Origin of the sequence: uncultured Mailhella sp. (genome assembly GCF_944324995.1) — a bacterium.
In the GTDB taxonomy this organism is placed as follows: Bacteria; Desulfobacterota; Desulfovibrionia; order Desulfovibrionales; family Desulfovibrionaceae; genus Mailhella.
Map to the genome: position 1 here is coordinate 256,862 of NZ_CALUYL010000001.1, position 25,351 is coordinate 282,212.

General features: G+C 63.0%; 25 protein-coding genes. 20 read left to right on the forward strand and 5 right to left on the reverse strand.

Annotation, left to right across the window (positions count from 1 at the left end; translation table 11 throughout):
• Positions 1-397 precede the first annotated feature (397 nt).
• The 8 genes from Q0K02_RS01065 to atzF all read left to right on the forward strand — a co-directional run bounded on the left by Q0K02_RS01065 (position 398) and on the right by atzF (position 9,303).
• Positions 398-1,780, forward strand: coding sequence for an ammonium transporter (locus tag Q0K02_RS01065; RefSeq protein WP_294484134.1), 1,383 nt, complete (start codon positions 398-400; stop codon positions 1,778-1,780).
• Positions 1,781-1,812: 32 nt separating this feature from the next.
• Positions 1,813-2,139, forward strand: a complete 327-nt coding sequence (locus tag Q0K02_RS01070) for a P-II family nitrogen regulator (RefSeq protein WP_294484136.1) — start codon at positions 1,813-1,815, stop codon at positions 2,137-2,139.
• Positions 2,140-2,198: 59 nt separating this feature from the next.
• Entirely contained in the window at positions 2,199-3,806 is a 1,608-nt protein-coding gene (locus tag Q0K02_RS01075) for an ABC transporter substrate-binding protein (RefSeq protein WP_294484137.1), read from the forward strand.
• A gap of 122 nt (positions 3,807-3,928) precedes the next feature.
• A complete protein-coding gene (locus Q0K02_RS01080) occupies positions 3,929-4,942 on the forward strand; it encodes an ABC transporter permease (protein WP_294484138.1) in 1,014 nt (337 codons plus the stop codon).
• Positions 4,939-5,784 (forward strand): ABC transporter permease, encoded by an 846-nt coding sequence (locus Q0K02_RS01085; protein ID WP_294484140.1) that lies wholly within the window; start codon positions 4,939-4,941, stop codon positions 5,782-5,784. Before Q0K02_RS01080 ends, Q0K02_RS01085 begins: the two co-directional genes overlap by 4 nt.
• On the forward strand, positions 5,784-6,638 hold the full coding sequence (locus Q0K02_RS01090; RefSeq protein ID WP_294484142.1) for an ABC transporter ATP-binding protein: 855 nt from the start codon (positions 5,784-5,786) through the stop codon (positions 6,636-6,638). Before Q0K02_RS01085 ends, Q0K02_RS01090 begins: the two co-directional genes overlap by 1 nt.
• A gap of 8 nt (positions 6,639-6,646) precedes the next feature.
• Entirely contained in the window at positions 6,647-7,444 is a 798-nt protein-coding gene (locus Q0K02_RS01095; protein WP_294484143.1) for an ABC transporter ATP-binding protein, read from the forward strand.
• A gap of 26 nt (positions 7,445-7,470) precedes the next feature.
• Positions 7,471-9,303 (forward strand): allophanate hydrolase, encoded by a 1,833-nt coding sequence (gene atzF / locus Q0K02_RS01100; protein ID WP_294484145.1) that lies wholly within the window; start codon positions 7,471-7,473, stop codon positions 9,301-9,303.
• Between the two features lie 100 nt (positions 9,304-9,403).
• Here the strand turns inward: atzF and Q0K02_RS01105 are convergent, their stop codons facing one another.
• A complete protein-coding gene (locus tag Q0K02_RS01105; RefSeq protein WP_294484146.1) occupies positions 9,404-10,003 on the reverse strand; it encodes a nitroreductase family protein in 600 nt (199 codons plus the stop codon).
• Positions 10,004-10,257: 254 nt separating this feature from the next.
• On the opposite strand from Q0K02_RS01105, the gene Q0K02_RS01110 reads away from it, so the two are divergent.
• The 11 genes from Q0K02_RS01110 (at position 10,258) to Q0K02_RS01160 (ending at position 21,210) form a co-directional block, all read left to right on the forward strand.
• Positions 10,258-10,494 (forward strand): KH domain-containing protein, encoded by a 237-nt coding sequence (locus tag Q0K02_RS01110; protein WP_294484148.1) that lies wholly within the window; start codon positions 10,258-10,260, stop codon positions 10,492-10,494.
• The gene (gene rimM / locus Q0K02_RS01115) at positions 10,494-11,099 is read left to right on the forward strand and encodes a ribosome maturation factor RimM (RefSeq protein ID WP_294484152.1); all 606 of its coding nucleotides are present in this window, start codon (positions 10,494-10,496) and stop codon (positions 11,097-11,099) included. Before Q0K02_RS01110 ends, rimM begins: the two co-directional genes overlap by 1 nt.
• A 6-nt stretch (positions 11,100-11,105) precedes the next feature.
• Complete coding sequence (gene trmD / locus Q0K02_RS01120; protein WP_294484153.1) at positions 11,106-12,422, forward strand: tRNA (guanosine(37)-N1)-methyltransferase TrmD; 1,317 nt, start codon at positions 11,106-11,108, stop codon at positions 12,420-12,422.
• Positions 12,423-12,452: 30 nt separating this feature from the next.
• Complete coding sequence (gene rplS / locus Q0K02_RS01125) at positions 12,453-12,800, forward strand: 50S ribosomal protein L19 (protein ID WP_294484157.1); 348 nt, start codon at positions 12,453-12,455, stop codon at positions 12,798-12,800.
• 286 nt (positions 12,801-13,086) lie between these two features.
• On the forward strand, positions 13,087-13,749 hold the full coding sequence (locus Q0K02_RS01130; protein WP_294484509.1) for a ribonuclease HII: 663 nt from the start codon (positions 13,087-13,089) through the stop codon (positions 13,747-13,749).
• Positions 13,746-14,204, forward strand: a complete 459-nt coding sequence (locus Q0K02_RS01135; protein WP_363315655.1) for a YraN family protein — start codon at positions 13,746-13,748, stop codon at positions 14,202-14,204. The genes Q0K02_RS01130 and Q0K02_RS01135 overlap by 4 nt, the downstream gene beginning before the upstream one ends.
• Positions 14,131-14,979, forward strand: coding sequence for a 16S rRNA (cytidine(1402)-2'-O)-methyltransferase (gene rsmI / locus Q0K02_RS01140; RefSeq protein ID WP_294484158.1), 849 nt, complete (start codon positions 14,131-14,133; stop codon positions 14,977-14,979). The genes Q0K02_RS01135 and rsmI overlap by 74 nt, the downstream gene beginning before the upstream one ends.
• Positions 14,980-15,178: 199 nt before the next feature.
• Positions 15,179-15,853 carry a Crp/Fnr family transcriptional regulator gene (locus tag Q0K02_RS01145; RefSeq protein ID WP_294484159.1) on the forward strand — a complete coding sequence of 225 codons (675 nt, stop codon included), beginning with the start codon at positions 15,179-15,181 and terminating at the stop codon, positions 15,851-15,853.
• Positions 15,854-16,285: 432 nt separating this feature from the next.
• Positions 16,286-17,914: an FAD-dependent oxidoreductase gene (locus Q0K02_RS01150; RefSeq protein ID WP_294484161.1), complete on the forward strand. Its 1,629-nt coding sequence runs from the start codon at positions 16,286-16,288 to the stop codon at positions 17,912-17,914.
• Complete coding sequence (locus tag Q0K02_RS01155) at positions 17,911-19,641, forward strand: FAD-binding protein (protein WP_294484164.1); 1,731 nt, start codon at positions 17,911-17,913, stop codon at positions 19,639-19,641. The genes Q0K02_RS01150 and Q0K02_RS01155 overlap by 4 nt, the downstream gene beginning before the upstream one ends.
• Before the next feature lie 183 nt (positions 19,642-19,824).
• Entirely contained in the window at positions 19,825-21,210 is a 1,386-nt protein-coding gene (locus Q0K02_RS01160) for an SLC13 family permease (RefSeq protein WP_294484165.1), read from the forward strand.
• Positions 21,211-21,225: 15 nt separating this feature from the next.
• On the opposite strand, the gene Q0K02_RS01165 is transcribed toward Q0K02_RS01160, so the two are convergent.
• Complete coding sequence (locus tag Q0K02_RS01165; RefSeq protein ID WP_294484168.1) at positions 21,226-21,495, reverse strand: hypothetical protein; 270 nt, start codon at positions 21,493-21,495, stop codon at positions 21,226-21,228.
• Here Q0K02_RS01165 and smpB point away from each other — a divergent pair.
• Positions 21,494-21,943, forward strand: a complete 450-nt coding sequence (gene smpB / locus Q0K02_RS01170) for an SsrA-binding protein SmpB (protein ID WP_294484171.1) — start codon at positions 21,494-21,496, stop codon at positions 21,941-21,943. The two genes, Q0K02_RS01165 and smpB, sit on opposite strands and share 2 nt — an antisense overlap.
• Positions 21,944-22,136: 193 nt before the next feature.
• Here the strand turns inward: smpB and Q0K02_RS01175 are convergent, their stop codons facing one another.
• From Q0K02_RS01175 to fabZ, 3 genes are all read right to left on the reverse strand, one after another.
• A complete protein-coding gene (locus Q0K02_RS01175; RefSeq protein WP_294484173.1) occupies positions 22,137-23,315 on the reverse strand; it encodes an iron-containing alcohol dehydrogenase in 1,179 nt (392 codons plus the stop codon).
• A 682-nt stretch (positions 23,316-23,997) separates the two neighbouring features.
• Entirely contained in the window at positions 23,998-24,813 is an 816-nt protein-coding gene (gene lpxA / locus Q0K02_RS01180) for an acyl-ACP--UDP-N-acetylglucosamine O-acyltransferase (RefSeq protein WP_294484175.1), read from the reverse strand.
• A 1-nt stretch (position 24,814) separates the two neighbouring features.
• On the reverse strand, positions 24,815-25,279 hold the full coding sequence (gene fabZ, locus Q0K02_RS01185; protein WP_294484177.1) for a 3-hydroxyacyl-ACP dehydratase FabZ: 465 nt from the start codon (positions 25,277-25,279) through the stop codon (positions 24,815-24,817).
• Positions 25,280-25,351: the final 72 nt, after the last annotated feature.

Consider the following 25,351-nt stretch of genomic DNA (forward strand, 5'->3'; position numbering starts at 1 on the left):
CCGCAGCTCTCTTTTGCCGGACGCTCAGACCGATGACGCGCCCGACGTTTCCCGCCCTGGCGCGGTTCGCTTTCCACATCCGAGCACACGCCCTTCTCCGGCGACACATGTGCCCGCTTCCGTGCTCCGCCGGAACCCCTCGTCGGACCGCTTTTTCATCGAAACAATTTGGTATCGTTCCGGGCGAAAATTTCAACCCTGCCATATTCTTTATCTTTTTTTCACATATCTTGCCGCGTCGAACGCCGGGGAAAAATTTTCTTCGATACAAAAAAATGCCTGAAAAATACGGTCACCATAGCGAAATTTTGATATCCATTTGAAATATCAACATTAAAAAATTCTGGCACGATTTCTGCACAAAGGAAGCCATCCAGGTACTCCCAGGAGGTTTTCCATGATTTACAGTACAGATTTCTCCCCTCGAACCACCCGCGTGCTGCGACTTTCCGCAGCGGCTCTGGCGCTCGGCGCTCTGCTCGCTCCCGATACGGCTCTGGCCGAAGACGCCCCTTCCTTTCTGAGTCAGCAGGACGGCAACATCATCTGGACCATGCTCGGCGCCATGCTCGTCATGTTCATGCAGCCGGGCTTCGCCCTCGTGGAATGCGGCCTCACCCGCGCCAAGAACGCCGGCAACATTCTCATGAAGAACTTTGTGGACTTCAGCGTGGGCACGCCCCTGTTCTTCCTGCTCGGCTTCGGACTCATGTTCGGCGCGTCCAACGGGTTCATCGGTTCGCCGTCCTTCGGCATGAACTTCATTGATCCCACCACCCCCGAGGGCGGCTGGGCCTGGACCTTCTTCTTCTTCCAGGCCATGTTCGCGGCCACTTCGGCCACCATCGTGTCCGGCTGCATCGCCGAACGCACCGACTTCAAGGCCTACATTCTGGTTTCCATTCTGGTTTCCGCCTTCATCTATCCCATCAGCGGCGGCTGGGCCTGGAACAGCCTCTTCGCCGATACCAAGGGCTGGCTTGAAAATCTCGGCTTCATCGACTTCGCCGGTTCCACGGTCGTGCATTCCGTGGGCGGCTGGATAGGCCTCGCCGGCGCCATCTGCGTGGGTCCGCGCATCGGCAAGTACTCCCCCGACGGCAAGTCCCTCGCCATTCCCGGCCACAACATTCCTCTGGTCGCGCTCGGCGTGTTCATCCTGTGGTTCGCGTGGTTCGGCTTCAACTGCGGCTCCACCACCACTCCCGACGGCACCGTGGGCTACATTGCCGTGAACACCTGCCTCTCCGCCTGCACCGGCTTTGCCGCCGCCATGGTCACCATCTGGATCATCACCGGCAAGCCCGACCCCTCCATGGCCATGAACGGCGTGCTCGCCGGCCTCGTGGGCGTGACCGCCGGCTGCTATGAAGTCTCCCCCGTCGGCTCCATCTTCATCGGCATCATCTGCGGCATCGTGGTTGTGTTCTCCATCCTGTTCGTCGATCAGAAGCTCCACATCGACGACCCCGTCGGCGCGGTTTCCGTCCACGGCGTGTGCGGCTTCCTCGGCACGGTTCTCGTCGGCCTGTTCGCCGCTCCCGGCTACGGCTCCAACGTCGGTCTGCTCTACGGCGGCGGCGTCCATCTGCTCCTCATCCAGCTGCTCGGCGCGGTCAGCGTGGGCGCGTGGGCCTTCATCACCGGCATGTGCGCCTTCAAGATCGCCGACAAGGTCGTCGGCCTGCGAGTGAGCCGCGAAGTCGAACTCAAAGGCCTCGACATCACCGAACACGGCGCCGACGTGTACAGCGGCTTCCAGATCTTCTCCAACGAATAAGCCGACCGATCAAACATAACAGGAGCTGAAAAATGAAGCTTGTAGTTGCCTATATCCGTCCGGAATGTCTCGGACCCGTCAAGCAGGAACTGTACGCCAAGGGACTCTACAGCATGTCCGTCACCAACATCCTCGGCTCGGGCCGCCAGAAGGGCTACGTGGAAATGTACCGCGGCGTAGCCACCGAAGTGACCCTGCTCAAGAAGGTCCGCATAGAACTCTGCCTGCACGACGAAGACGTGCAGACCGCCATGACCGCCATTTCCGAAGGCGCGTCCACCGGTCATGAAGGCGACGGCATCATCTACGTCGTGGACATCGTGGCCAGCCAGCGCATCCGCACCGGCGACAGTCTGTAAGCCCTATCTGCAACAAAGGGCGCTCCGTGCGCCCTCACCATTTTTTCTTTGAGGTTCCCATGAAGATTCTTCCCGCCATCGCCGGTCTCCTTCTGCTGGGACTGTGCGCCACAACCGCGCCCGTGCAGGCTCCCGCCGCGGGCATTCCCAAGGACACGCTGCTGTTCATACGCGAAAGCGGCGGCAACTCCTTCGACATTCAGGGCACCGGCACCAACCGCTCCGCCTACGGCCTTTCCTGGAACGTCTATGACCGCCTGGTGACCTACGGCATCAAGAAGCATCCTTCCGGCACGCTGATGTACGACTACACCAAGATCGAACCCGCCCTCGCCGAAAGCTGGGACATTTCCCCCGACGGCCGCGTGATCACCTTCCATCTGCGGAAGGACGCCGTGTTCCACGACGGCACGCCCGTCACCGCCGACGACGTGAAGTGGTCCTTCGACAGAGCGGTGTCCGTGGGCGGCTTCCCCACCTTCCAGATGAGCGCCGGCTCCATGACGAAGCCCGAGCAGTTCACGGTGGTGGACAAGTACACCTTCCGCGTGACCCTCGACAAGGCCGACAAGCTCGCGCTGCCCAACATCGGCACGCCCGTGCCCGCCATCTACAACTCCACGCTGGCCAAGAAGCACGCCACCGACAAGGATCCCTGGGCCATGGAATGGCTCAAGCTGCACGACGCCGGCAGCGGCGCCTACAAGGTGAAGAGCTTCAAGCCCGGCGTGCAGACCGTGTACGAACGCTTCGACGACTGGAAGTGCGGCCCCCTGCCCGCCATGAAGACCGTCATCGAACGCGTGGTTCCTTCCGCCTCCACCCGACGTGCCATGCTTGAAAAGGGCGACGTGGACCTCTCCCTCGACCTGCCTCCCAAGGACTTCGCCGAACTGCACGACGAGGGCAAGCTGAAGGTCGAAGGCATTCCGGTGGAAAACTGCATGTGGTTCGTAGACATGAACGTGACCATTCCTCCGTTCGACAATCCGCTGGTGCGCAAGGCCATAAGCTACGCCGTTCCCTATGAAGCCATCTACAAGGCTTCCACCTACGGCCGCGCCGCCCCGCTCTACGGCGCCGCGAGCGACACCCCGGCCACGGCCGAATGGCCTCAGCCCTTCCCCTATCATACCGACGTGGAGAAGGCCAAGAAGCTGCTCGCCGAAGCCGGCTACCCCAACGGCTTCAAGACCACCCTTTCCTACAGCCTCGGCAAGGCCTCGCTGGGTGAACCCGCCGCGCTTCTGCTGCAGAAGGCCCTCAAGGACATAGGCGTGGAAACCACCATGGAAAAGGTGCCCGGAGCCAACTGGCGCACGGCCATGACCCGCAAGGACATGCCCCTGCTCGTGGACGACATGGGCGGCTGGCTGAACTACGCCGACTACTTCTTCTACTGGAACTACCACAGCCAGAACGGCGTGTTCAACACCATGTCCTATCAGAACAAGGAAATGGACGGCTACATCGAAGCGGCCCGCTTCGCTCCCGACAAGGCCTCCTATGACGAAGCCATCAAGAAGTGCCTGAAGAAGGCCTTCGACGACGCGCCCCGCCTGCCCCTGTTCCAGCCCAACCTCGACGTGGCCATGCAGCCCTACGTTCACAACTACCAGTACTGGTTCCACCGTCAGCTCGACTTCCGAACCATTACCAAGGAATAAGCTCCCCCCCCCGCCGGGTCTCCCCCACGGGAGCCCGGCACCCTTTTCTCATCAGGGTTCAGGGCCTTCGGGCCCTGCCTTGTTACCGGATCCCCGCAGGCTCCGGAAAAACAGGATCCTCTATGCTTCGCTTCATCCTGCGCCGTATTCTCGCGGCCATACCCAACCTTGCGGGCGTGCTCATCATCACATTTCTGCTGGCCCGCGCGCTTCCCGGCGATCCGGCCACGTACCTGGCCGGGCCTTCGGCCAGTCTCGACGCCATCGAGCAGATCCGGCAGAATCTCGGTCTCGACAAGCCCCTCATCGAACAGTTCATTCTGTACGTTTCCGACATGTGCCGCGGAGACTGGGGCACGTCCTGGGCCACCGGCCTGCCCGTGACGGAAGAAATCTTCACCCGTCTGCCCGCCTCGCTGGAGCTCACCTTCGCCGGTCTGTTCTTCGCCGTGGCCGTGGCCCTGCCCATGGGCATTCTTTCCGCCACGCGCCCCGGCTCCATCATCGACCACATCTGCCGCATCATCAGCACGCTCGGCGTTTCGCTGCCCACCTTCTTCACCGGGCTTCTGCTCGTGTTCATCTTCTACTACCTGCTGGGATGGGCTCCGGCCCCCATGGGACGACTGCCGCTCACGGCCATCGAACCCGACGCCGTGACGGGATTCTTCCTCATCGACACCCTCCTCGCCGGAGACTTTGAAACCTTCCGCGCGGCCGTGATGCAGATCACCCTTCCGGCGCTCACCCTCGGCATTTTCGCCCTCGCGCCGCTCGCCCGCATGACCCGCGCCGCCATGCTCCAGGTGCTCTCCGCGGACTTCATCCGCACGGCCCGTGCCTCCAATCTGCCCCGCTGGAAAATCATCTTCGTGTACGCGCTGCGCAATGCGGCCAATCCGCTGTTCACCACGCTCGGCATGGTGTTCTCCTTCACGCTCGGCGCCAACGTGCTGGTGGAAAAGGTCTTTTCCTGGCCCGGCATCGGCTCCTTCGCCCTTGAGGCGCTGCTCACCTCCGACTACGCCGCCGTGCAGGGCTTCGTGCTGACCATGGGCATTCTCTACGTGTTCGTGAACCTGATCACCGACCTGCTCCAGGTGCTGAACGATCCCCGCATAAGGATGAACATATGAGCTCCTTCACCCGTCATGTCTTCTTCTGCCTGAGAAGCAACGTGTTCTCCTGCCTGGCCGTGGGCGGACTCATAGTGCTCGCGGCGCTCACGGTGGCCGGGCCTTCCCTCGCCCCCTACGACGCCTTCCAGTGCGTGGACGACGCCATCATGCTTCCGCCCTCCCTGGCGCATCTTTGCGGCACCGATCAGGTGGGACGCGACGTGTTCAGCCGCATTCTCACGGCCTGCCGTCTCGACATGTCCATAGCCCTGAGCGCCGTCGGTCTCTCCCTTGTGGCAGGCACGCTCATCGGCGCCTTCGCCGGCTACTACGGCAGGCTCTTCGACAGCCTCGTGAGCCGTCTCGTGGACACCATCATGGCCTTCCCGCTCTTCGTGCTGGCCATGGCCATCGTGGCCTCGCTGGGCAACTCCGTGGCCAACATCGTCTATGCCACGGCCATCATCAACCTGCCCTTCTACATCCGCGTGGCCAGAGCCGAAGTGAGCGTGCGCCGCAACAGCCAGTTCGTGGAAGCCGCCCTCATCAGCGGCAACAGCGGCCCGCGCATCATTTTCCGCCACCTGCTGCCCAACATCATTCCCACCATCATGGTGCAGGCCTCGCTGAACCTCGGCTGGGCCATCCTGAACGCCGCCGGTCTGTCCTTCATCGGCCTCGGCGTCCGTCCGCCGGACGCCGAATGGGGCATCATGGTCGCCGAAGGCGCGCAGTACATCGTGTCCGGCGAATGGTGGATCGCCCTCTTTCCCGGCATCGCCCTCATGCTCACCGTACTCTGCTTCAACTTTCTCGGCGACGCGCTCCGAGACATCTTCGATCCGAGGAGGCGTGCGTAATGACCACCTCATCTTCTCCGCTGCTTGAAGTGCAGCACCTCAGCGTAGGCTTCACCTCGGAAGGAAGCACGCTCACCGCCGTGCGCGACGTGACCCTCGAAGTCCGCCCCCACGAGTTCTTCTCCCTCGTGGGGGAATCGGGCTCCGGCAAGTCCGTGACCGTAATGACCGCCATGGGCCTGCTCGACGCCAACGGCTACGTGGAACAGGGCTGCATACGCTACGACGGTCAGCTGCTGCTCGACAACAAGACGCCGCGCCGCCGCTGGCGTCGCCCCGGCGACATGGCCATGATCTTCCAGTACCCCATCGTGTCCCTGAACCCCGTGCGCACCATCGGCCTGCAGCTTCGCGACGTGCTGGAAACGCTGCCCGAACGCCCCGCCTCCGCCAAGGAAGCCCGCGACGCCGCCCGGGAACTGCTGGAAAAGGTGCGCATCCGCGACCCGGAACGCTGCCTCGACGCCTATCCCTTCGAGCTTTCCGGCGGCATGTGTCAGCGCGTGCTCATCGCCATGTCACTGGCGCGGCGTCCGCGCCTGCTCTTTGCCGACGAGCCCACCACCGGCCTCGACGCCCTCACGCAGGACACCATTCTCAAGCTCCTGCGCGACATGATGGACGAAACCGGCATGTCCATACTGTTCATCACCCACGATCTCGGCCTGGCCGTGCAGTACAGCGACCGCATAGGCGTCATACGGCACGGCGAACTGCTGGAAACGGGACTGCCCGGCGATCTGCTGAGCCACCCCTCCCATCCCTACACGAAACGGCTCTTCGCCTCCACGCCGAGCCTCATGACCAGCCTCGACGACATCCGCCGTCTGGGCCCGGTCGAAGCCGATTCCTGAGGTGCGTCATGATTCCGCTTCTTCAAGTCAGTCATCTCTACAAGTCCTTCACGCCCGGCGTGTACGCCGTGCAGGACGTGTCCTTTGAACTGAAACGCAGCACCTGCCTCGGCATTGCCGGGGAATCGGGTTCCGGCAAGTCCACGCTCATCCGCATGCTCGCGCGCCTCATCGACGTCAGTCCCGGCCCGGGCGGCGGCGATGAAGGCTCCATCCGCCTGTTCCGGGACGACATCAGTCTGCTGCCGCCGCGCTTCTTTGCGCATCATCCCCTGCGCTCGCAGATTCAGATGGTGTTTCAGGATCCCACAAGCAGCCTGAATCCCTGCTGGACCGCCGCCCGCTGCATTGCCGACCCTCTGCGCGTTCTTCTCGGCATCCGCGACAGGGACGTTCTTGCCAAGCACGTGCGCCGTCTGGCGCAGCTCGTCCATCTGCCGGAAGAGCTGCTCGACAGGCTGCCGCATCAGCTTTCCGGCGGACAGAAGGCCCGCGTGGGCATCGCCCGCGCCCTCGGCCCCCGGCCGAGCATACTGCTGCTGGACGAACCCACCACCGCGCTCGACGTGTCCGTGCAGGGGCAGATTCTCTGCCTGCTCGACGACCTCAAGCGTCAGCTGGATCTCAGTCTCATTTTCGTGTCCCACGACCTCAACGTGCTGCGCCTGCTGTGCGACCGCCTCATCGTCATGCAGCAGGGCCGCGTGGTGGAACAGGGAACCACGGCGGAAGTGTTCGCGCATCCCACGCACGAGTACACCCGTTCGCTTCTCTCTTCCATGCCTGTTCTGAACAAAACGGCCTGACCGGTCGAAAAAAATACGGAGACATCATGACCCCCTTTCCTTCCAGCCCCACTCTTTCCGCCGTCCGCGCCTGGTACGCCCAGGGCGGCGACCCTGAACAGGGCCTCTGCGATCTGGCCCGACGCATCCGCCGCGACAGCGCAAACGGCGTATGGATCACCCTCATCGACGAAAACGAAGTGTGCGAACGCGTGCGCGAACTGAAGGCCGCCTGCGCAACGCTCTCAGAAGAAGAGCGCCGGAGCCGGTATCCGCTTCTCGGCATTCCCTTTGCCGTGAAGGACAACATGGACGTCGCGGGCAAGGAAACCACCGCCGCCTGCCCGGCCTACGCCTACACCGCCGAGTCCACGGCCTTTGTGGTGCAGCGCCTGCTCGACGCCGGAGCCGTGCTCATGGGCAAGACCAACATGGATCAGTTCGCCACCGGTCTCGTGGGCGTGCGTTCCCCCTACGGGGCCTGCCCCAACAGCTTTGATCCCGCATACATCAGCGGCGGCTCAAGCTCCGGTTCGGCGCACGTGGCGGCCAAGGGCTATGTGAGCTTCAGCCTCGGCACGGACACCGCCGGTTCCGGACGCGTGCCCGCGGCGCTGAACAACCTTGTGGGCCTCAAGCCCAGCCACGGCCTGCTTTCCACGTGCGGCGTGGTTCCGGCCTGCCCCTCGCTGGACTGCGTATCCATCTTCGCCCTCACCTGCGAGGACGCCGCCGAAGTGTTCGCCGCGGCGCAGGGGCCCGACGAGAAGGACGTGTGGAGCCGGGAAGCCGCCTCTTCTCCCGCGCCCCTCGGTCAGACCTTCACCTTCGGCGTGCCCGAAAATCCTGAATTCTGCGGAAACGACGTCTGGGCGCAGGCCTTCCGCGAGGCCATCGCCCGCCTGGAATCGCTGGGCGGCACGGCCGTGGCCCTCGACTACGCGCCCTACCGCGAAGCCGCCGACATGCTGTATTTCGGCCCGTACCTTGCGGAACGCATGGCCGTGGTGGGCGACTTCGTGGAAAAGAATCCCGAATGCTGCGACGCCACCGTTCACAAGATCATCTGCGGCGCGTCGCACTGGACGGCCGTGGACACCTTCCGCACCATCTACCGCACGCGGGAGCTTCGGCAGATCGTGGCGCAGGACTTCAAGCGCGTGGACGTGCTTCTGCTGCCCACCGCCCCCACCACCTACACCATCGATGCCGTGCGCCGCGATCCCGTGAGCACCAACGTGAACATGGGCACCTACACTAACTTCGTGAACATCCTCGACATGTGCGCCGTGGCCGTGCCCTCCTCGGTACCGCACATGCCCGGAACGGACGTGGCCATGCCCTTCGGCGTCACGCTCATGGGTCCGGCCTTTTCGGAAGCCCGTCTGCTCGATCTCGCCTCGCGCTTCCACGCCGCAGCCCTGAAGGAAGGCATCGGACTCGGCGCGACGGAAGTGAAGCCCGCCGCCGACAAGGGCTCGCTGCTGCTGGCCGTGGGCGGAGCGCACATGAGCGGCATGGCCCTGTGCCATGAGCTCGAAGCCACGGGCGCCGTGTTCGAGTGCGCCACTGCCACGGCTCCTCATTACCGCATGAAGCTTCTGCCCGGCGGCGCGCCCCTGCGTCCGGCCATCGTACGCGTGGAGGACGGCGGCGTTCCCGTTCAGGTGGAAGTCTGGTCCATACCCCGCAGCGCCGTGGGCGCGTTTCTGGAACGCATTCCCGCGCCGCTCGGCCTCGGTTCCGTGGAACTTGCCGACGGCTCGTGGGTAAGAGGCTTCATCTGCGGAGCCGACCTCTCCGAAAGCGCCAGAGACATCAGTGCCTTCGGCTCGTTCCGCACCTTCATGGAACAGGAGGGCAACGCCGCCTCGAAATAGCGGCCTTCCCCCTCAAGACCTTTCCCCTGCCGTTCGACGCGTCGCCGCCCTTCCCCTCCTTCATCAGGCCGCGTCGGACGACAGGGGACTTTTTTTGCCGTCAGTCGGCCTTTGCCGGATAGCCCACGGGCTGAATCATGTACACCTTCCAGCCCTCCGGCAGCGGCAGCTTTCCGTCCAGCCGGTTCGTCTCCTGCGCCTTCATCACGTTGGCGAGCCCCGCCGAGGCGCAGTAGAGCGCCACGTTCTCGTACATGGAGCCGACGTGAAACGGCGAGTAGCGGTCGCTCTCCTTGGCCGCATGCAGCAGCACCAGCGGCGCGCCGTTGGCGTAGAGCTTCAGGTAGTCGCCTGCAAGCACCTGCTCCAGCGCGTTCTTCGCGGCGTTGTAGCGGTACACGCCGTCGGGCAGAACGGCGTACACGGCAATGAGCTGACGGTTCATGGCCGTGGGCACGGTGAGTCTGCCGTCCTCGCGGTTCACGCCGCAGGCCGCCCAGAGAATGTTCGACACTTCCTGCATCGGCAGCGGACGACTGTCGAACTTCCGCTCCACATGCCTCTTTGCCAACGATTCCAGCAGGGAAAGCCCGCCCTGCTTCTGCGGCGCGGGCAGTTCCACCATCTGCGCAAGCGCAGGCGCAGGCGCTGCCAGAGCCGCGCAGCACAACGCGCCGAGCACAAGTTTCTTCATGTTCATCGCTCACTCCTTTGTCGCCGTCTTTCGCCCGGCCGCGAGAACCCGGCCGCGCACGGGACTGTTTCAAGACCTGCCGAAAGTCTAGCAGAAACGCCTGCGCCCGTCCCGCCCTTTTCCGCCCCGGGGCTTCCGGGCTCCGCCCGGCCTGCGCGACGGCCCCTTCCCTTCATTGACGGGCGACGGAAGGGAATGATACTCTGAAAAAAATTTCGCGTTTTCTCCTCATGCTCCGGGAAAACGCGCGGAGAGCATACATGCAGCATAAAGAACTTGTGGAATTCATCGCCAAGTCGCTGGTGGACAACCCCGATCAGGTGACCGTGCGCGAAACCGAAGGCGAACAGGCCTCCACGCTGGAACTTTCCGTGGCCAGAGACGACCTCGGCAAGATCATCGGCAAGCAGGGCCGCACGGCCCGCGCCATCCGCACCCTTCTGGGCGCGGTTTCCGCCAAAACCAAAAAGCGCGTCGTTTTGGAAATTCTCGAATAATGCCTGCTTCTTCTCTCGTAGTTCTGGGGCGACTCGCCAAGCCCCACGGCGTCAAGGGCGACATCCGCGTGGACTACTACGCCGATTCCGCGGACCTTCTGGACAAGCCTCTCATGCTGCGCGCCGGACGCTTCGCCCCGCGCCCCATCCGCGTGCGCGACTGGCATCTGTGGAAGGATCAGCTCATTCTCGGCATCGAGGGCTGCAACGACCGCTCCGCCGCCGAACAGCTGCGCGGTCAGGAACTGCTCATCGACGCCTCCTTCCTGCCGGAACCCGAAGAGGACGAGCCCTATCTGCGCGACCTCATCGGTCTTTCCGTGCGCCTTGAAGACGGCACGACTGTGGGCGAACTGGAAGACGTGGATTTCCCCGCCGGTCAGGAAATGTGGGGCATCCGCGCGCCGGAAGAGAGCGGCGGCTACGAAATACTCTTCCCCGCCGTGCCTGAATTCGTGCGCGACATCGATCTTTCCGCGGGCACGGCCACCATTGCCCCGCCGGAAGGCCTGCTCGACCTGTACCGCGAAGGCGCAGCCTCGCTTGCTCCCGACGACGGGCAGGACGAACAGGACGCGGAAGAAGGCTCCGCCCGCAAGGCATAATCCGTCATGCGCTACAATCTCGTCACTCTTTTTCCCGAGTGGTTCGACTCGCCCCTTTCCAGCGGTCTCATGGAAAAGGCGCGCGAGGCGGGCATTGTGGAATTTTCCTTTGCCAACCCGCGCGACAAGTCCACGGACCGGCATCACTCCGTGGACGACCGCCCCTACGGCGGCGGCCCGGGCATGGTGCTCATGCTCGATCCGCTGGTGCGCACGCTGCGCGAACTCGCTCCCTGCAACGGCAGAAAGGGAAGACTCATCGCCCTCACTCCGGCCGGACGCCCCTTCACGCAGGACTTTGCCCGCGAGCTCGCCAAAGAAGAGGAAATCACCCTCGTGTGCGGCCGCTACGAAGGCTTCGACGCCCGCCTCTTCGATCTTCTCCCCGTGGAGCCCGTGTGCGTGGGCGAAGCCGTGCTCAACGGCGGCGAAGCCGCGGCGCTCGCCGTCATCGAGGCCACGGCCAGACTCCAGCCCGGATTCATGGGCAAGGACGAGTCCGGCGACGAAGAGAGTTTCAGCAACGGCCTTCTGGAATATCCGCAGTACACGCGGCCGGACGAATTCGAGGGCCTTCGCGTGCCCGAAGTGCTTGAAGGCGGCAATCACGCGCTCATCGCCGCGTGGCGACGCGAACAGTCGGTGCTCGCCACGGCAAAACACCGTCCGGATCTGCTCGATCACGCCGTGCTCACCCATCACGACAGGGAGGTTCTGCGCGCCGCGCCCCGCTTCCGTCCGGGAAAAAACCTGCATGTGGCCCTGCTGCATCACCCCGTGCGATTAAAAGATCGGAAAACGGGCACAACCTCTTTGACAAACCTCGACATTCACGATATAGCACGAATTTCCCGCACCTATGGGATCAGTGGATTCTTCGTGGTCACGCCGCTGGAGGATCAGCGCAGACTCTTGGCAACACTGCTCTCTCATTGGACGGAAGGGCCGGGGCTGTCGTTCAATCCCGACAGAGCCGAAGCCCTTCGACTGGTCAGGCCCGAGGAATCTCTGGAAAGCGCGATTGCGACGTTGACAACCGATCGCGGCCTGCCGCCCTTTGTGGTCGGCACCAGTGCCCAGCCTGTCCTAGATAAAAAACACCGGGAACGCCGGCCCGCGACCACGTTCGACGACGTGCGGCGCAGGCTTGCGGACAGGCCCGTGCTCCTGCTTCTGGGAACCGGGCATGGCATTGCGCCTGAGGTGTTGGAGCAATGCGACGCCATCCTGCCGCCGCTGCGCTGGATGGACGAGTACAATCATCTCCCCGTGCGCGCCGCCGCCGCCATCCTTCTGGACAGGCTGCTCGGCGATCGGGGATAAACACCATTTTTCCTCAAGGAGAGTCCCCCTATGGATATCATCAAGCAGATTGAACGCGAACACATGCGTATGGACATTCCGTCCTTCAAGCCCGGCGACGCCGTCAAGGTGTACCTGCGCATCGTCGAAGGTGAAAAGGAACGCATCCAGATGTTCCAGGGCAACGTCATCCGTGTTCAGCGCGGCACCACCGGCGCCACCTTCACCGTCCGCAAGATTTCCGACGGCGTGGGCGTGGAACGCATTCTTCCCATGCACTCCCCCTTCATCGACCACATCGAAGTGGTGACCGAAGGCCGCGTGCGTCGTTCCCGTCTGTACTACCTGCGCGAACTGCGCGGCAAGGCTGCCCGCATCAAGCCCCGCAACCGCTACTAAGATTCCGGTCCGGCGCTGCCCGGGCCCTTCTTTCGAGCAGACAAATCCCCTTCCGGTTTTCCGGCAGGGGATTTTGTCTATCGGGCGACCGGCATTTCCCGGTCGATGAAAAAATGCGGCGCTTCTTCCCGGACGCCGTTCGATTTTCCGTGCATTCCCACTTTTGTTTTGCCGAAAAACTCCGTATCTTCGGCACACCGCCGCAGAAGCCCGTGTTCTGCGGTCCATTTTCTTTTTCAGGTGAATCATGGCCAGACCCCGCAAAAAAGCCGTTATTGAACAGGGCATGCTCTTCAGCGCCCCGGATACCCGGCAACTGCTCACCGCCGGAACCGACGAAGCCGGAAGAGGCTGTCTTGCCGGGCCCGTGGTGGCCGGCGCCGTCATTTTCGCCGACGGCTTCGACCTCATGGGACTGGACGATTCCAAAGTGCTCAAGGCCGAAGAGCGCGACCGCCTCGCCGAAGAAATCCGCAGTCTTGCCGTGGGCTGGGGCATAGGACTCGCCTGGATGAACGAAATTTCGCGCATCAACATTCTTCAGGCCTCGCTCATGGCCATGACCCGCGCCGTGGCCGCCATGCGCGTGCGCATGCACGCCAAAGGAGAAAACGTGCCCGCGCGCCTGCTCATCGACGGCACGCAGATCATTCCGCCGCTCTACTTCCGTCAGTTCGGCATCCCTCTGCCCGAGCAGGAAGCCGTGGTGGACGGCGACGCCAAGGTGCCTTCCATTTCCGCGGCGTCCGTGCTGGCCAAGACCTTCCGCGACGAGCTCATGACGAAATTCGACGCGCGCTGGCCGGAATACGGCTTTGCAAGACACAAGGGCTACGGTACCAGGGAGCACAAGGAAGCCCTGAAAAAATACGGCCCCTGCCCCCTGCATCGCCTCGATTTTCGGGGCGTGCTGCCGCCGAAAGTGCAGGAACAGGGCTGGCTGTGCTGAATCCCTTCCGCAGGGTACAGGGAGAACGCGCCCGCGCGCCGCATAGCAAGGCGGGCACAGGCGCGGTCGGCGAAGAGCGCGCCGCAACAATGCTTTGCGGCATGGGCTGGCGCATTCTGGCCCGCAACTGGCGCAGCGGACATCTGGAGCTCGACATTGTGGCGCAGGAAGGCGACACGCTCGTGTTCGTGGAAGTGAAAACGCGCGATGCATACGGCATGCAGCGCCCCTACGAAGCGCTTACCGCCGTCAAAAAGGAACGGCTGCTGCGCGCCGCGCAGGCGTGGCTTGCCGAACACGACGCCTGGAACAGGCCCTGCCGCTTCGACCTCGTGTGCGTGGCGGCCCGGTCGGGAACCTACCAAACGGAGCTGATACGAAATGTCATCGAATTCGCAGATATCGGAACCCGGCACGCTGTGGGTGGTGGGAACGCCTCTTGGCAACCCTGGTGATCTTTCTCCCCGGGCCCGGGCCTGCCTCGAAGCGGCGGACCTCGTGCTCGCCGAAGACACCAAGCGTGAAGGCCTCGCCTGCGCCCGCTGGGGCGTCAACGTGCGCCGCTTCATCAGCTATCACGACCACAACGAAAAGGAAAAGGCGGCCTCCGTGCTGGAACTTCTGCGCGAAGGGAAAAACATCGCGCTCATTTCCGACGCGGGCATGCCCGTCATGGCCGATCCCGGCTACGTGGTCATCCGCGCCTGCCGCGAAGCCGGACTTCCGGTTTCCGTCATTCCCGGGCCGTGCGCGCCGGTCACGGCGCTGGCCGGTTCCGGCATTCCGCCGCAGCCCTTCGTGTTTTTCGGCTTTCTGCCGCGCAAGCGCTCCGATCAGGAAAACACGCTCTCGCCCTACGCCACCATTCCGGCCACGCTGGTGTTCTTCGAGCGCAAGGACAGGCTTGAAGAAACCCTGAAAAACGCCCTGGCCCTGCTCGGCCCGCGCGAAGTGTGCGTAGCCCGCGAACTCACCAAGACGCACGAAGAGTATCTGCGCTTCCGCCTCGAAAATCTGCCCGATCTTTCGGGCATTCTCGGCGAAGTGACCGTGGTCGTCGGCCCGCCCGAAGGCAACGCCCGCAGCAGCCGGGAAGAAATTCTCGCGCTCATCCGCGAAGAGCTTCCGCTCGGCGGCGCGCCCCGCGCCGTGGCCCGCCGCGTGCAGTCCCGCGCCCGGGGCTGGACCACCGGCGAAATCTACGCGCTCATTTCCGGCATGAAAAACTGACGCTCCGAACGTTGAAGCGCGCCTTGCGGGATCTGCGCCGATGTGGCACTCTTGAAAAGCAAGCATCATGCCGCAATGTTTCCGCTTTTGCGTCGCGCCGTTGCCGGGCCCGCGGCAGAGCGCGGCGCAAAAAAACGCTGCCCACGACCGCGCAGCCGCCACGAGGAAAGGCGGACGCGGCCGAATCCGGGAGAAAGTCATGTCCAGCCATGCTTCCGCATCCAGTCTTCGCACCCGCATTCCCGCCCGGGCCTGGACGGACATGCTGCACCTTGCCGTGCGTCAGGTCTGCCCGGCCGGCTATCCGCTCATTCTCGAAGGCGACGCCCTCACCGACTTCTACTACATCGAAAAAGGACGACTTCTCATCTCCTACGCCTCCCAGAACGGACGCGAACGTTCCATCATCGGCCTTGAGGCGGGCAATCTCTTCAACGTGTCCACGGCGCTGACCGGCTTCGACAATCCGGATTCGCAGTACCTCTGCAAGGAGGAAACCGTGCTCTGGCGCTTTCCCGGCAGGCTGCTGCTCTCCCCGGACTTCGTGTGCAAATGCCCGGAGCTCATCATAGAAATCATGCAGTCGCTGGCGAGAAAGAATCTTCAAATGCACGAAACGCTCTCTTACACCGGGCCGGACGCCGCGCTCATCCAGATTGCCCGCTGGATGCTGCGCGCCGCCGAAAGCCGCGCGTCGGAAAGTTTCCGCCCCGGCGTCACGCAGCAGGAACTCGCCGACAGGCTCGGCATTCATCGGGCCACGCTGGTTCGCTGCATCCACACGCTCAAGGAGCGAGGCATCATCAGCCGCTTCACCCGAAACGCGCTCGTCGTCACGGACATGAACGCTCTGCGGGATCTGGCCGAACAGTAGCCGCCAGTCAGGAGCTCCGCCGCGCCCCGGGCACGACAAAAATTCGCACAAGCGGAAGAAGTATAAAAACAACAAATAAAATAAGCAGGATATTTTTTTCAATCCGTGTTTCTGCGCTGCCGAAAAAGCGCTTTTTCCATCCCGCAGCCTTAAAAAATTTCATTTTTCTCAAAAAAACTCATGCTCATGGCGCAGATGCGCCATTTTTTTTCCGCGTCATGTGAAAAATAACATTTAACAAATCAGTCAGGAAAAGCTTTTCCCTCCACGCGGCGCGACGTCTGCAGCGTCGGCCGCACCGCTCCCTGCCGAACCGGCAGGGCGGCGTTTGTTCCCGAGAGCTCCCCGTCTTCCGACGCAGAAGCCCGAAGAACTGTGTTGCGCGAGCGCCTGCAAAGGCCGGTTCGCGCTTTCAGACAGGAGGATTTTTCCTTGATACGACACATCGACTCCGAAAAATGCACCGGCTGCGGTCAGTGCTTCAAGTCGTGCAGTCTCGACGTGTTCCGGCTGGACACCCGGCAGACGGAACTCTCTCCCTGCATGGCCGCCTGCCCCGCAGGCACGGACATACGCACATACAATCATCTGCTTCAGCAGAACCGCCTTGAAGAGGCCCTGGAAGTGCTCAAAAAGGGCACGCCCTTCCCGGCGCTCACCGGCCGCGTGTGCTTCCATCCCTGCGAAAGCAAATGCACCCGCGCGTCCATGGACGAAAGCGTGAACATCAACGCGCTGGAACAGTTCCTCGGCGATCTCGACCTTCAGGAGCTGCCCTCCAGACCCGCCGTGCGTCACCTCTCCCGCGCGGCCGTGGTGGGCTCCGGCCCGGCCGGACTTGCCGCCGCCTGGTATCTGGCTCTTGAAGGCTGGCCCGTCACCGTGTTCGAGGCGCTGCCCAAGCCCGGCGGCATGCTGCGCTACGGCATTCCCGCCTATCGTCTGCCCGACAGCGTCATCGACGCCCACATCCGCAAGATCGAAGCCCTGGGCGTGGAATTCTGCTGCAATACGCGCATCGGCGAAGGCTGCAATCTCAATCTGGCCGATCTGCACGATCTCGGCTACCGCGCCGTGCTTCTCGCTCCGGGCCTCAGCGCCGGCAAGAAGCTTCCGCTTGAAGGCATGGAACTCGAAGGCGTGTTCACCGGCGTGGAATTCCTGCGCGATCTGCGCACGGGCAACGCGCCTGCCGCCGGACGCCGCGTGTGCGTGGTCGGCGGCGGCAACGTGGCCATCGACGCGGCCATCAGCGCCAAAATGCTCGGCGCCGAAGAAGTTCACATGTGCTGCCTCGAAGACCGCGAACACATGCCCGCCTTTGAACACAACATCAAGGACGCCCTCGAACGCGGCGTGACGCTGCATCCCACCCTCGGCCCGGCCCGCATCGAAGGCAAGATGGGCAAGGCCTGCGCTGTGGAATTTCATGTGTGCACGTCGCTGTTCAACGCCGAAGGCAAGTTCTCTCCCGTGCTCGATGAAACGCAGACCGTGCGCATCGAGGCCGATCAGGTCATCTTCGCCATCGGCCAGACCGGCGACTTTGCCGACATCGCCTCCGGCGTGGACATGCGCGGCCCGCGCATTCTCGTTTCCGGCTCTTCCATGCGCACCAGCCGCGAGGCCGTGTTCGCCGCGGGCGACGCCGTCACCGGCCCCGCCTCGGTCATTCAGGCCATCGTGGGCGGCCGCGACGCGGCCCACGCCATGAGCCGCGCTTTGAACGGCCTGCTGGTGGAGGACGAAACGCCCGCCTCCCGCCCCGTGGTGGAACACATGCCCATAGACAAACTGCCCCATCTGCCCCGCAACGAACGCAGGGCGAACATGAACGGAGGCCTGTTCGACGAAGCCGTTGCCGGCTTCGATCAGCTCGACGCCCAGGCCGAGGCCATGCGCTGCCTCACCTGCGGCAGCAAGGCTTCCATCCGTTACGGCGACGACTGCATGACCTGCTTCAGCTGCGAACTGCACTGCCCCGCCGACGCCATCGACGTCCACCCCTTCAAGGAACGTCTTCCCTACACGCTGTACGACGGTGAAGGAGGCCGGATATGAACAAGTACGACTGCACACTTCAGACCGATGTTCTGGTCATAGGCGGCGGCTTCTCGGGAACCTGGGCGGCCATCAAGGCCCGCGAACACGTGAACAACGTGCTCATGGTGGACAAGGGACCCCGCGACTGGGGCGGACTCGGCAGCATGTCCGGCGGCGACATGATCGTCAAGCAGCCCGAGTTTGAAGCTTCGGACCTCGTGGACGAGCTTACCTACTACTACGACGGCCTGTGCGAACAGGACGTGCTCAAGGAAATTCTGGAGCTCTCCTACGACCGCTTCATGGATCTGGAAAAAATGGGCCACCGCTTCTATCGCGAAGACGGCGTGCTCCAGTCCATTCCCCAGCGCGGTCTGGACAAGATGCGCTACTATTTCTACCACCCCTACGGCAAGGGCGGCAGCCACACCACCGAAGTGCTGAACAAGCGCCTTCAGGAGCTGAACGTCAAGCGTATGGGCCGCGTGGAAATCACCCGCCTCATCAAGGACGGCGACCGCGTGGTCGGCGCGGCCGGCTTCCACGGCCAGAGCGGCGCGTCCATTCTCATTCACGCGAAGGCCGTCATTCTGGCCGCGCATTCCGGCGGCTGGAAGGGCTCGTATCTGCTCAACACCTGCGCGGGCGAAGGCAGCCTGCTGGCCTACGAGGCCGGCGCCACCCTGCGCAACATGGAATTCATCGAAAACTGGAACGTGCCCAAGCTCTTCGCCTGGGAAGGTCAGACCGGTCTGCTGCCGCACGGCGCGCGCTTCCTGAACGGCAAGGGCGAAGACTTCATGCGCCGCTACTCTCCCAAGCTGGGCGCCAAGGCCGACCCCCACTACAACGTGCGCGGCATGGCCTTTGAAGTGCTGGCGGGCCGCGGCCCCATCTACTTCGACACCAGCACCCTCAGCGAAAAGGGCATTCGCGACATGACGCCCACCGGCGGCTGGATGAAGCTCAACGACACCAAGCTCAAGGCGCTCGGCATCGACTTCTTCCATCAGACCACGGAATGGATGTCGCAGGTGCTCACCTGCTTCGGCGGCGTGAAGGCCGACAAGCAGGGCTTTACCGGCGTGCCCGGACTCTACGTGGCCGGCAGAGCGCGCAGCGTGACCCCGGGCGTGTACATGGGCGGCTGGGACAGCTGCCTTACCGCCACCACGGGCTGGATTGCCGGTGAAAACGCAGGTCTTAGCGCCGCCTCTCAAAGCGAAACCTCCTTCGACGAATCCCTCGCCCTCGAAGCCCTGCACGAAGACACCGCGCCCCTCGGCAGAGAGGGTGTCTCGCCCAAGGACATCGTGCGCAAGATGCAGCGGCTCATGTCGCCCATCGACGTGTGCATCCTCAAGACGCAGGACGGTCTTGCCCGTTCGCTCTCCCGCTTGGAAGCCTTCCGCGACGAAGTCGTGCCTCAGGCCGGAGCCTCGGATCCCCACTATCTGGTCAAGCTCACCGAAGCGCGCGGCATGACCCTGATTACCGAAGCCTTCCTGCGCGCCTCCCTGCTGCGCAAGGAATCGCGCGCGGGCCACTACCGCGCCGACTTCCCCCACAGGGACGACACCCGCGGTCCGGCCTGGATCAACGTGCGCAAGGGCGAACACGGCATGGAAGCAAGCTTCGACGCCGTGCCTCTGGACCGCTACCCGGTCAAGCCCTACCGCTACTACATGGACAACTTCAACTTCCCGGTCTGCGCTTCCGCAACCGTCTCCGAAAAACAGAACTGACGCCGAGCTCCGGTCTGCCGCTTCTCTCCCCGAGCGGCAGGCCGGAGTTCGCGCATCTATCCGCCGCAACGAACACGAACCGGATTTCCGCCGCGACGCGCGTTCAGGCCGCCGGCCTCGCCGACGCGCATTTTTTCGGTTCCTTCACGTGAAATTTATCCTGAACTCTCAAGGAAAATGCCCATGTCCAGAAGCCTTGCTCTGAAATGGCTCTCCGTTCTGCTGGCCGCCTCGCTGTTCTACACTCTGGCTCCGAACGACACCTACGCCAATCTTCCCCTGTATCTCGCTCTGACCGCCGTGGCCGTGGTCATCTGGGTCTTCGATCTGCTGCCCGCCGTGTTCGTGTCCGCGGCGCTCACCTTCGCCTATCTGATCACCAATCTCGCCACGCCGGAAGTCGTGTTCAGTCCCTGGACCACCGTGCTCATCTGGACCACCTTCGGCGCCGCCATCTTCGGCGAGGCCATGGATCAGACCGGTCTGGCCAAGCGCGTGGCCCTGCGCTGCATGCTTCTCACGGGCGGCACCTTCCGGGGCATGCTCATAGGCTTCGGCGTGGGCGGCATCATTCTCGGTCTGCTGCTCGCTTCCGGCTTTGCCCGCACCGTCATTTTCTGCGCCATCGGCATGGGCATCATTCAGGCGCTGGAACTGGACACCAAGTCCCGCATGTCCTCGCTCATCATGCTGGGCTGCTTCTTCGCCTCCTCCGCCCCCACCATGCAGTTCCTGCACACGTCGGAATCCTTCATCTGGGCGTTCCAGATTCTGCTCAAGGCCATCGGCGAACATGTGGACTTCTGGGAATACCTCTCCCACATGGGTCTCAACAACCTGCTGTACATCGTGCTGTGCTTCGTGGCCCTGTACCTCACCCGCGGCTCCACCAGAATGCCCGATGAAACCACCCTCAAGCAGGTGCTCAAAAAGCGCATGGAAGAACTCGGACCCATGAGCACCGCGGAAAAGCGTCTTCTCGTTCTGGCGCTCATCAGCGTGCTCGGCTTCATGCTCGAACCCTTCACCGGACTCAACGCCGTCTGGATTCTCTGCCTCGCCGCCCTGCTCTGCTACATGCCCGGCATGGGCATTCTGAACGTGAACACCTTCAACAATCTGAACATCATGTTCCTGGTCTTCGTGGCGGGCTGCATGGCCATAGGCGCCGTGGCCGGCGTGGTCGGCGCCAACAAGTGGGCCGTGGCCTCCATCATGCCCTATCTGCAGGGCCTGCCGCCCACCATCAGCGTGGTGTGCTCCTACGTGGCCGGCACGGTGGCCAACTTCCTGCTCACGCCCTTTGCCGCCACCGTGGCCTTCACGCCCGCCTTCGGCGAACTCGGCGTGCAGATGGGCGTCAACCCGCTGCCCCTGTTCTACGCCTTCCAGCTCGGCCTCGACCAGTACTTCTTCCCCTACGAAGGCGTCATGTTCCTCTACCTGTTCACCACGGGCTGCGTCACGCTCCGGCACATTCTGCCCGCGCTCGGTCTGCGCACCCTGCTTGCCGGCGTGCTGCTCGTCGTGGTCTGGATTCCGTACTGGAACTATATAGGACTCATGTAAACCTGTGATCCCATCTCAGGCGATCAGGACACTCTCCCGCGTCTTCCCCATCGCCTGAGCTGCGGCATGCCGGACGAGCTCTTTCTCGACAATTCGTCCGCCGCGCCGCCCGAAGGCCGATCTTCTCCGCACGGCCTCCGGGCGGCGTTTTTCGTCCATCTTGCAGGAAAAAGGCTTGTATGGTACTTCCCCCTGTGAAATCCTTGGGAAAACCCGCCTCCTTTCCTGCTCTTCCTTTTCCTTGAGGCCGCCGTTTTCCGATCTTCTCTTCAGGAGCATCCCCATGGCCGACACGCCGCGCATCGATAACCGCAAAGCCCGTCAGTACTACGAATTTCTTGAATTTTTTGAAGCCGGTCTCGTTCTTACCGGGCCGGAGGTAAAAAGTATCCGGGCCGGGCAGGTCAGCTTCGGCGACAGTTTCGTCGAGTGCCGCGAGGGCGAAGCCTTTGTCGTAGGCCTGCGCATTGCGCCCTACGATCGCGGCGGCTACGTGCTTCAGGATCCCGACCGCGACAAAAAGCTCCTGCTTCATCACCGCGAAATTCATCTGCTCACCACGCGCATCGAGCAGAAGGGCCTCACCGTGGTTCCCACAAAAATCTACTTCAAGCAGGGCAAGGTCAAAATGGAAATCGCCCTCGCCCGGGGCCGCAAGCTGCACGATCAGCGCGAAGAGCTCAAACGCCGCGCCGAGTCCCGCGACATGGAACGCGAACTCGCGCGCCGCTAGGCATCGCACACAACTGCAAACGGGGGAAGAGGCAAAAGCCTCTTCCCCCGTTTTTTCAACATCGGCCGACGCCCGGCCGCGCTCAAGTCTCAAGCATGGCGTCCGTCAGCGCCGCGCAAACACGGCGGACTCGCCATCGTCCGCACACGAGGCGTCGGCGGAACGCGCCGCACGGACGCGCCTTCCGGCCGTTCTACATGGCCATATGGTAGATGTTTATCAGGTCGTCCACGTCCAGCGGACGAATCACGCCCACCGGGCCGCCTATGCCGCGATAACATTTTTCCGCCATGTCGCGGATCTGCTCTTCCGTGGGATGCACGCCGAGCTCCGAGAGCGACGTGGGCATGTGAATGGCCCGGAAAAAATTCTCCATGGCTTCAATGCCCTTTTCCGCCATTTCCTCATGAGTTCCGGCGCCGCTCACGCCCATGACCTTATGCGCAAAGCGGGCGAAACGCGCCGCGTCCGCAGGGTACGCATACCGGGCCCAGCTTCCCCACACGGCGGCCAGTCCCGCCCCGTGAGACACGTCGAACAGGCCGCTCACTTCATGCTCTATCTTGTGGGACGCCCAGTCGCCGCCGTCCGTTCCGCAGCCCGTCAGGCCGTTGTGCGAAAGACTGCCCGCCCACATGACCTCGGCGCGCGCGTCGTAGTTCGAGGGATCATCCCGAAGAATGAGCGCGTTCTTCATCACCGTCTTGAGCAGCGCTTCGGCAATGCCGTCGGTAATCTCCATGCCTCCGCTGCGATGAAAATACCGCTCCATGGTGTGCATGAGAATGTCAACGCAGCCCGAGGCCGTCTGCCAGGGCGAAAGCGTAAGCGTAAGCTCGGGATTCATCACGGCAAAGCGCGGACGGGAATATTCACTGGAATAGCCTCTCTTTATCCAGCCTTCCTCGCGGGTCACCACGCAGGAGGAACTCATTTCGCTGCCCGCGGCGGCGATGGTCAGCACCGCGCCGATGGGAGCGCAGGCGGTAGCCTTGCGCTTCTTGTCAAAGAAGTCCCAGACCTCGCCTTCGTTGGCCAGTCCGTAGCCTATGGCCTTGGCCGAATCAATGACGCTGCCGCCGCCCACGGCTAGGATGAAGTCCACGCCCTCGCGGCGACCGAGCGCAATCCCCTCATGAATCTTGGAAAGACGCGGATTCGGCACCACGCCGCCGAGCTCCACCCAGCTGACGCCCGCCTCCTTCAAAGAATCGCGAATGCGCCCCAGAAGCCCGGAACGCTCCGCGCTGCCGCCGCCGAAGTGAATCAGCACCCGGCTGCCGCCGTATTCGCGCACCAGCCCGCCGACTTCCTTTTCCACGCCTCTGCCGAAAACCACCCTGGTGGGGGTATTGAACACAAAATTATTCACCCTGTTCTCCTTGCCGCGCGGAAAAACTCCGGCGCGAGTCCTGCCCATTGTGACACTGCGCCGCGTGTTGAGCAAGCAGGCGCTCAAGCTCGCCCTGCCGAACCTTTCCGGCTCCAATCTTCCCGCTTTCCGGCCGGTCAGACATCCCAAAAAAAGCTCAAAAAACGGAGCACGGTCGCGGCCGAGCTCCGGCGAACGCCCGAAGATCCCGGGGCACGACTGGTTTCCGAGCTCCGGCAAACGCTCGAACATCCGGGGCACACGCGCCCTTCGGCAATCGGTCATTGCAAGCCCCTCCCAACGCCGTCGCCGTGCGCTCCGAGACGTGCGATCCGACTCAAAACGACGACTCCGCTTCCGCACGCCCGGCCGGCTTGCCCGAACATGATTTCTGCGCCTCCAGCGCCCGCCGCGCCATTCTTCCTTCCGCACTCCGGGAAACCCGCCGCACGCCTTTCAACAATGGCCCCGGGGCGAACACGCCGCACTCTTCCGAACGCCCCGTTCCGGCAGCGCCGTCCCCATCGTGCTCCGCGCCCAAGCCCAAACAGCCCCCCGCCGAAGCGTCTTCGCGCAAAAGGCTTTTCTTTTGGCCGAGAGCACAAAAAAAGGCCGTCCGCAAAGACGACCTTTTTTGAAAACACGTCGGCGTTCCGCAGCAGAGACGGAACGTTGTCCTGGCTCAGGCAAGATCCATGATCTTCTTGCGTTCGTCGCCGGGCAGGATGCCCCGCTTGCTTTCCCGCACGAAGTGGATGAAGCCCATGATCTCCGGCAGATGACCGTATTCGGCCTCCAGCTGCATGAGCGCGTCCGGACGGGGAATGCCGGAATACCACGTCATGCGGTAGGCCTGCTTGAACGCGGAGAGCAGTTCCATGGACGCCTTGGCGCGGCGCAGCCCCACGATGTTGGGCGACTGCACCGTGGCCCGGTTGCCCACGGCCAGCATCCACGGGGGAAGATCCTGCGCGAGGCCGGACATGCCGCCCACAAAGGCGTGCGTGCCCACGCGCACGAACTGATGCACCGCAGACAGGCCGCCGATGATGGCGTTGTCGTCCACGAAGCAGTGTCCGGCGAGGGTGGCGTTGTTGGACATGACCACGTTGTTCATCACCGTGCAGTCGTGCGCCACGTGAACGTAGGCCATGAGCAGGTTGTTGTCGCCCACGCGGGTGACGCCGCCGCCCGATTCCGTTCCGCGGTGAAGCGTGGTGAATTCGCGGATGTTGTTCCTGTTGCCGATGACAAGCTGGCTCTTTTCGCCGTGGAATTTCAGATCCTGGGGCTCTCCGCCCACGGCGGCATAGGAATAGACGTGGTTGTCTTCTCCCATGGTGGTATAGCGCTTGATGGAGGCAAAGGCGTCGATGCGGGTGCGCGCGCCGATGACGACGTCGTCTTCAATGACGGCGCACGGGCCGATGACGACGTCTTCGCCTATCTGGGCCGTAGGCGCGACAAACGCGGTCGGATGGATCTGAGGGGCTGCCATATCAGAACGACTCCCTGGGAAGAACGGATGCGGTAAGTCTGGCTTCGGCAACGATGTTGCCGTCCACATATGCCTTGGTATCCATTTTCCAGAGCTGCATTCTGTGCGTCAGGTTGGTGCATTCCATGACCAGCTTGTCGCCGGGGCGGACGGGCGAACGGAAACGCGCCTTCTCGATGCCGGTGAACAGATAAATCTGATCGGGATGCTCCTTGAACTCAGGGAAGCTGTGCGCCACAAGGAGAACCCCCGTCTGCGCCATGGCCTCGATGATGAGCACGCCGGGCATGACCGGAACGCCGGGGAAATGCCCCTGGAAGAACGGTTCGTTGAAAGTAAGGTTCTTATACGCGCGAATGTGATCGCCGGGCACCAGCTCGTCCACGCGATCCACCAGAAGGAAGGGATAGCGATGGGGCAGGATGCTCAGGATCTCCTTGATGCCGAGGGAAATGGACTCGCTCATGGTGTTGTTGCCTTTTAACGGTTTATAGTGACGGCGTTGCCGCATCCGCCTTTTTTCTTCGCGAGATACGGA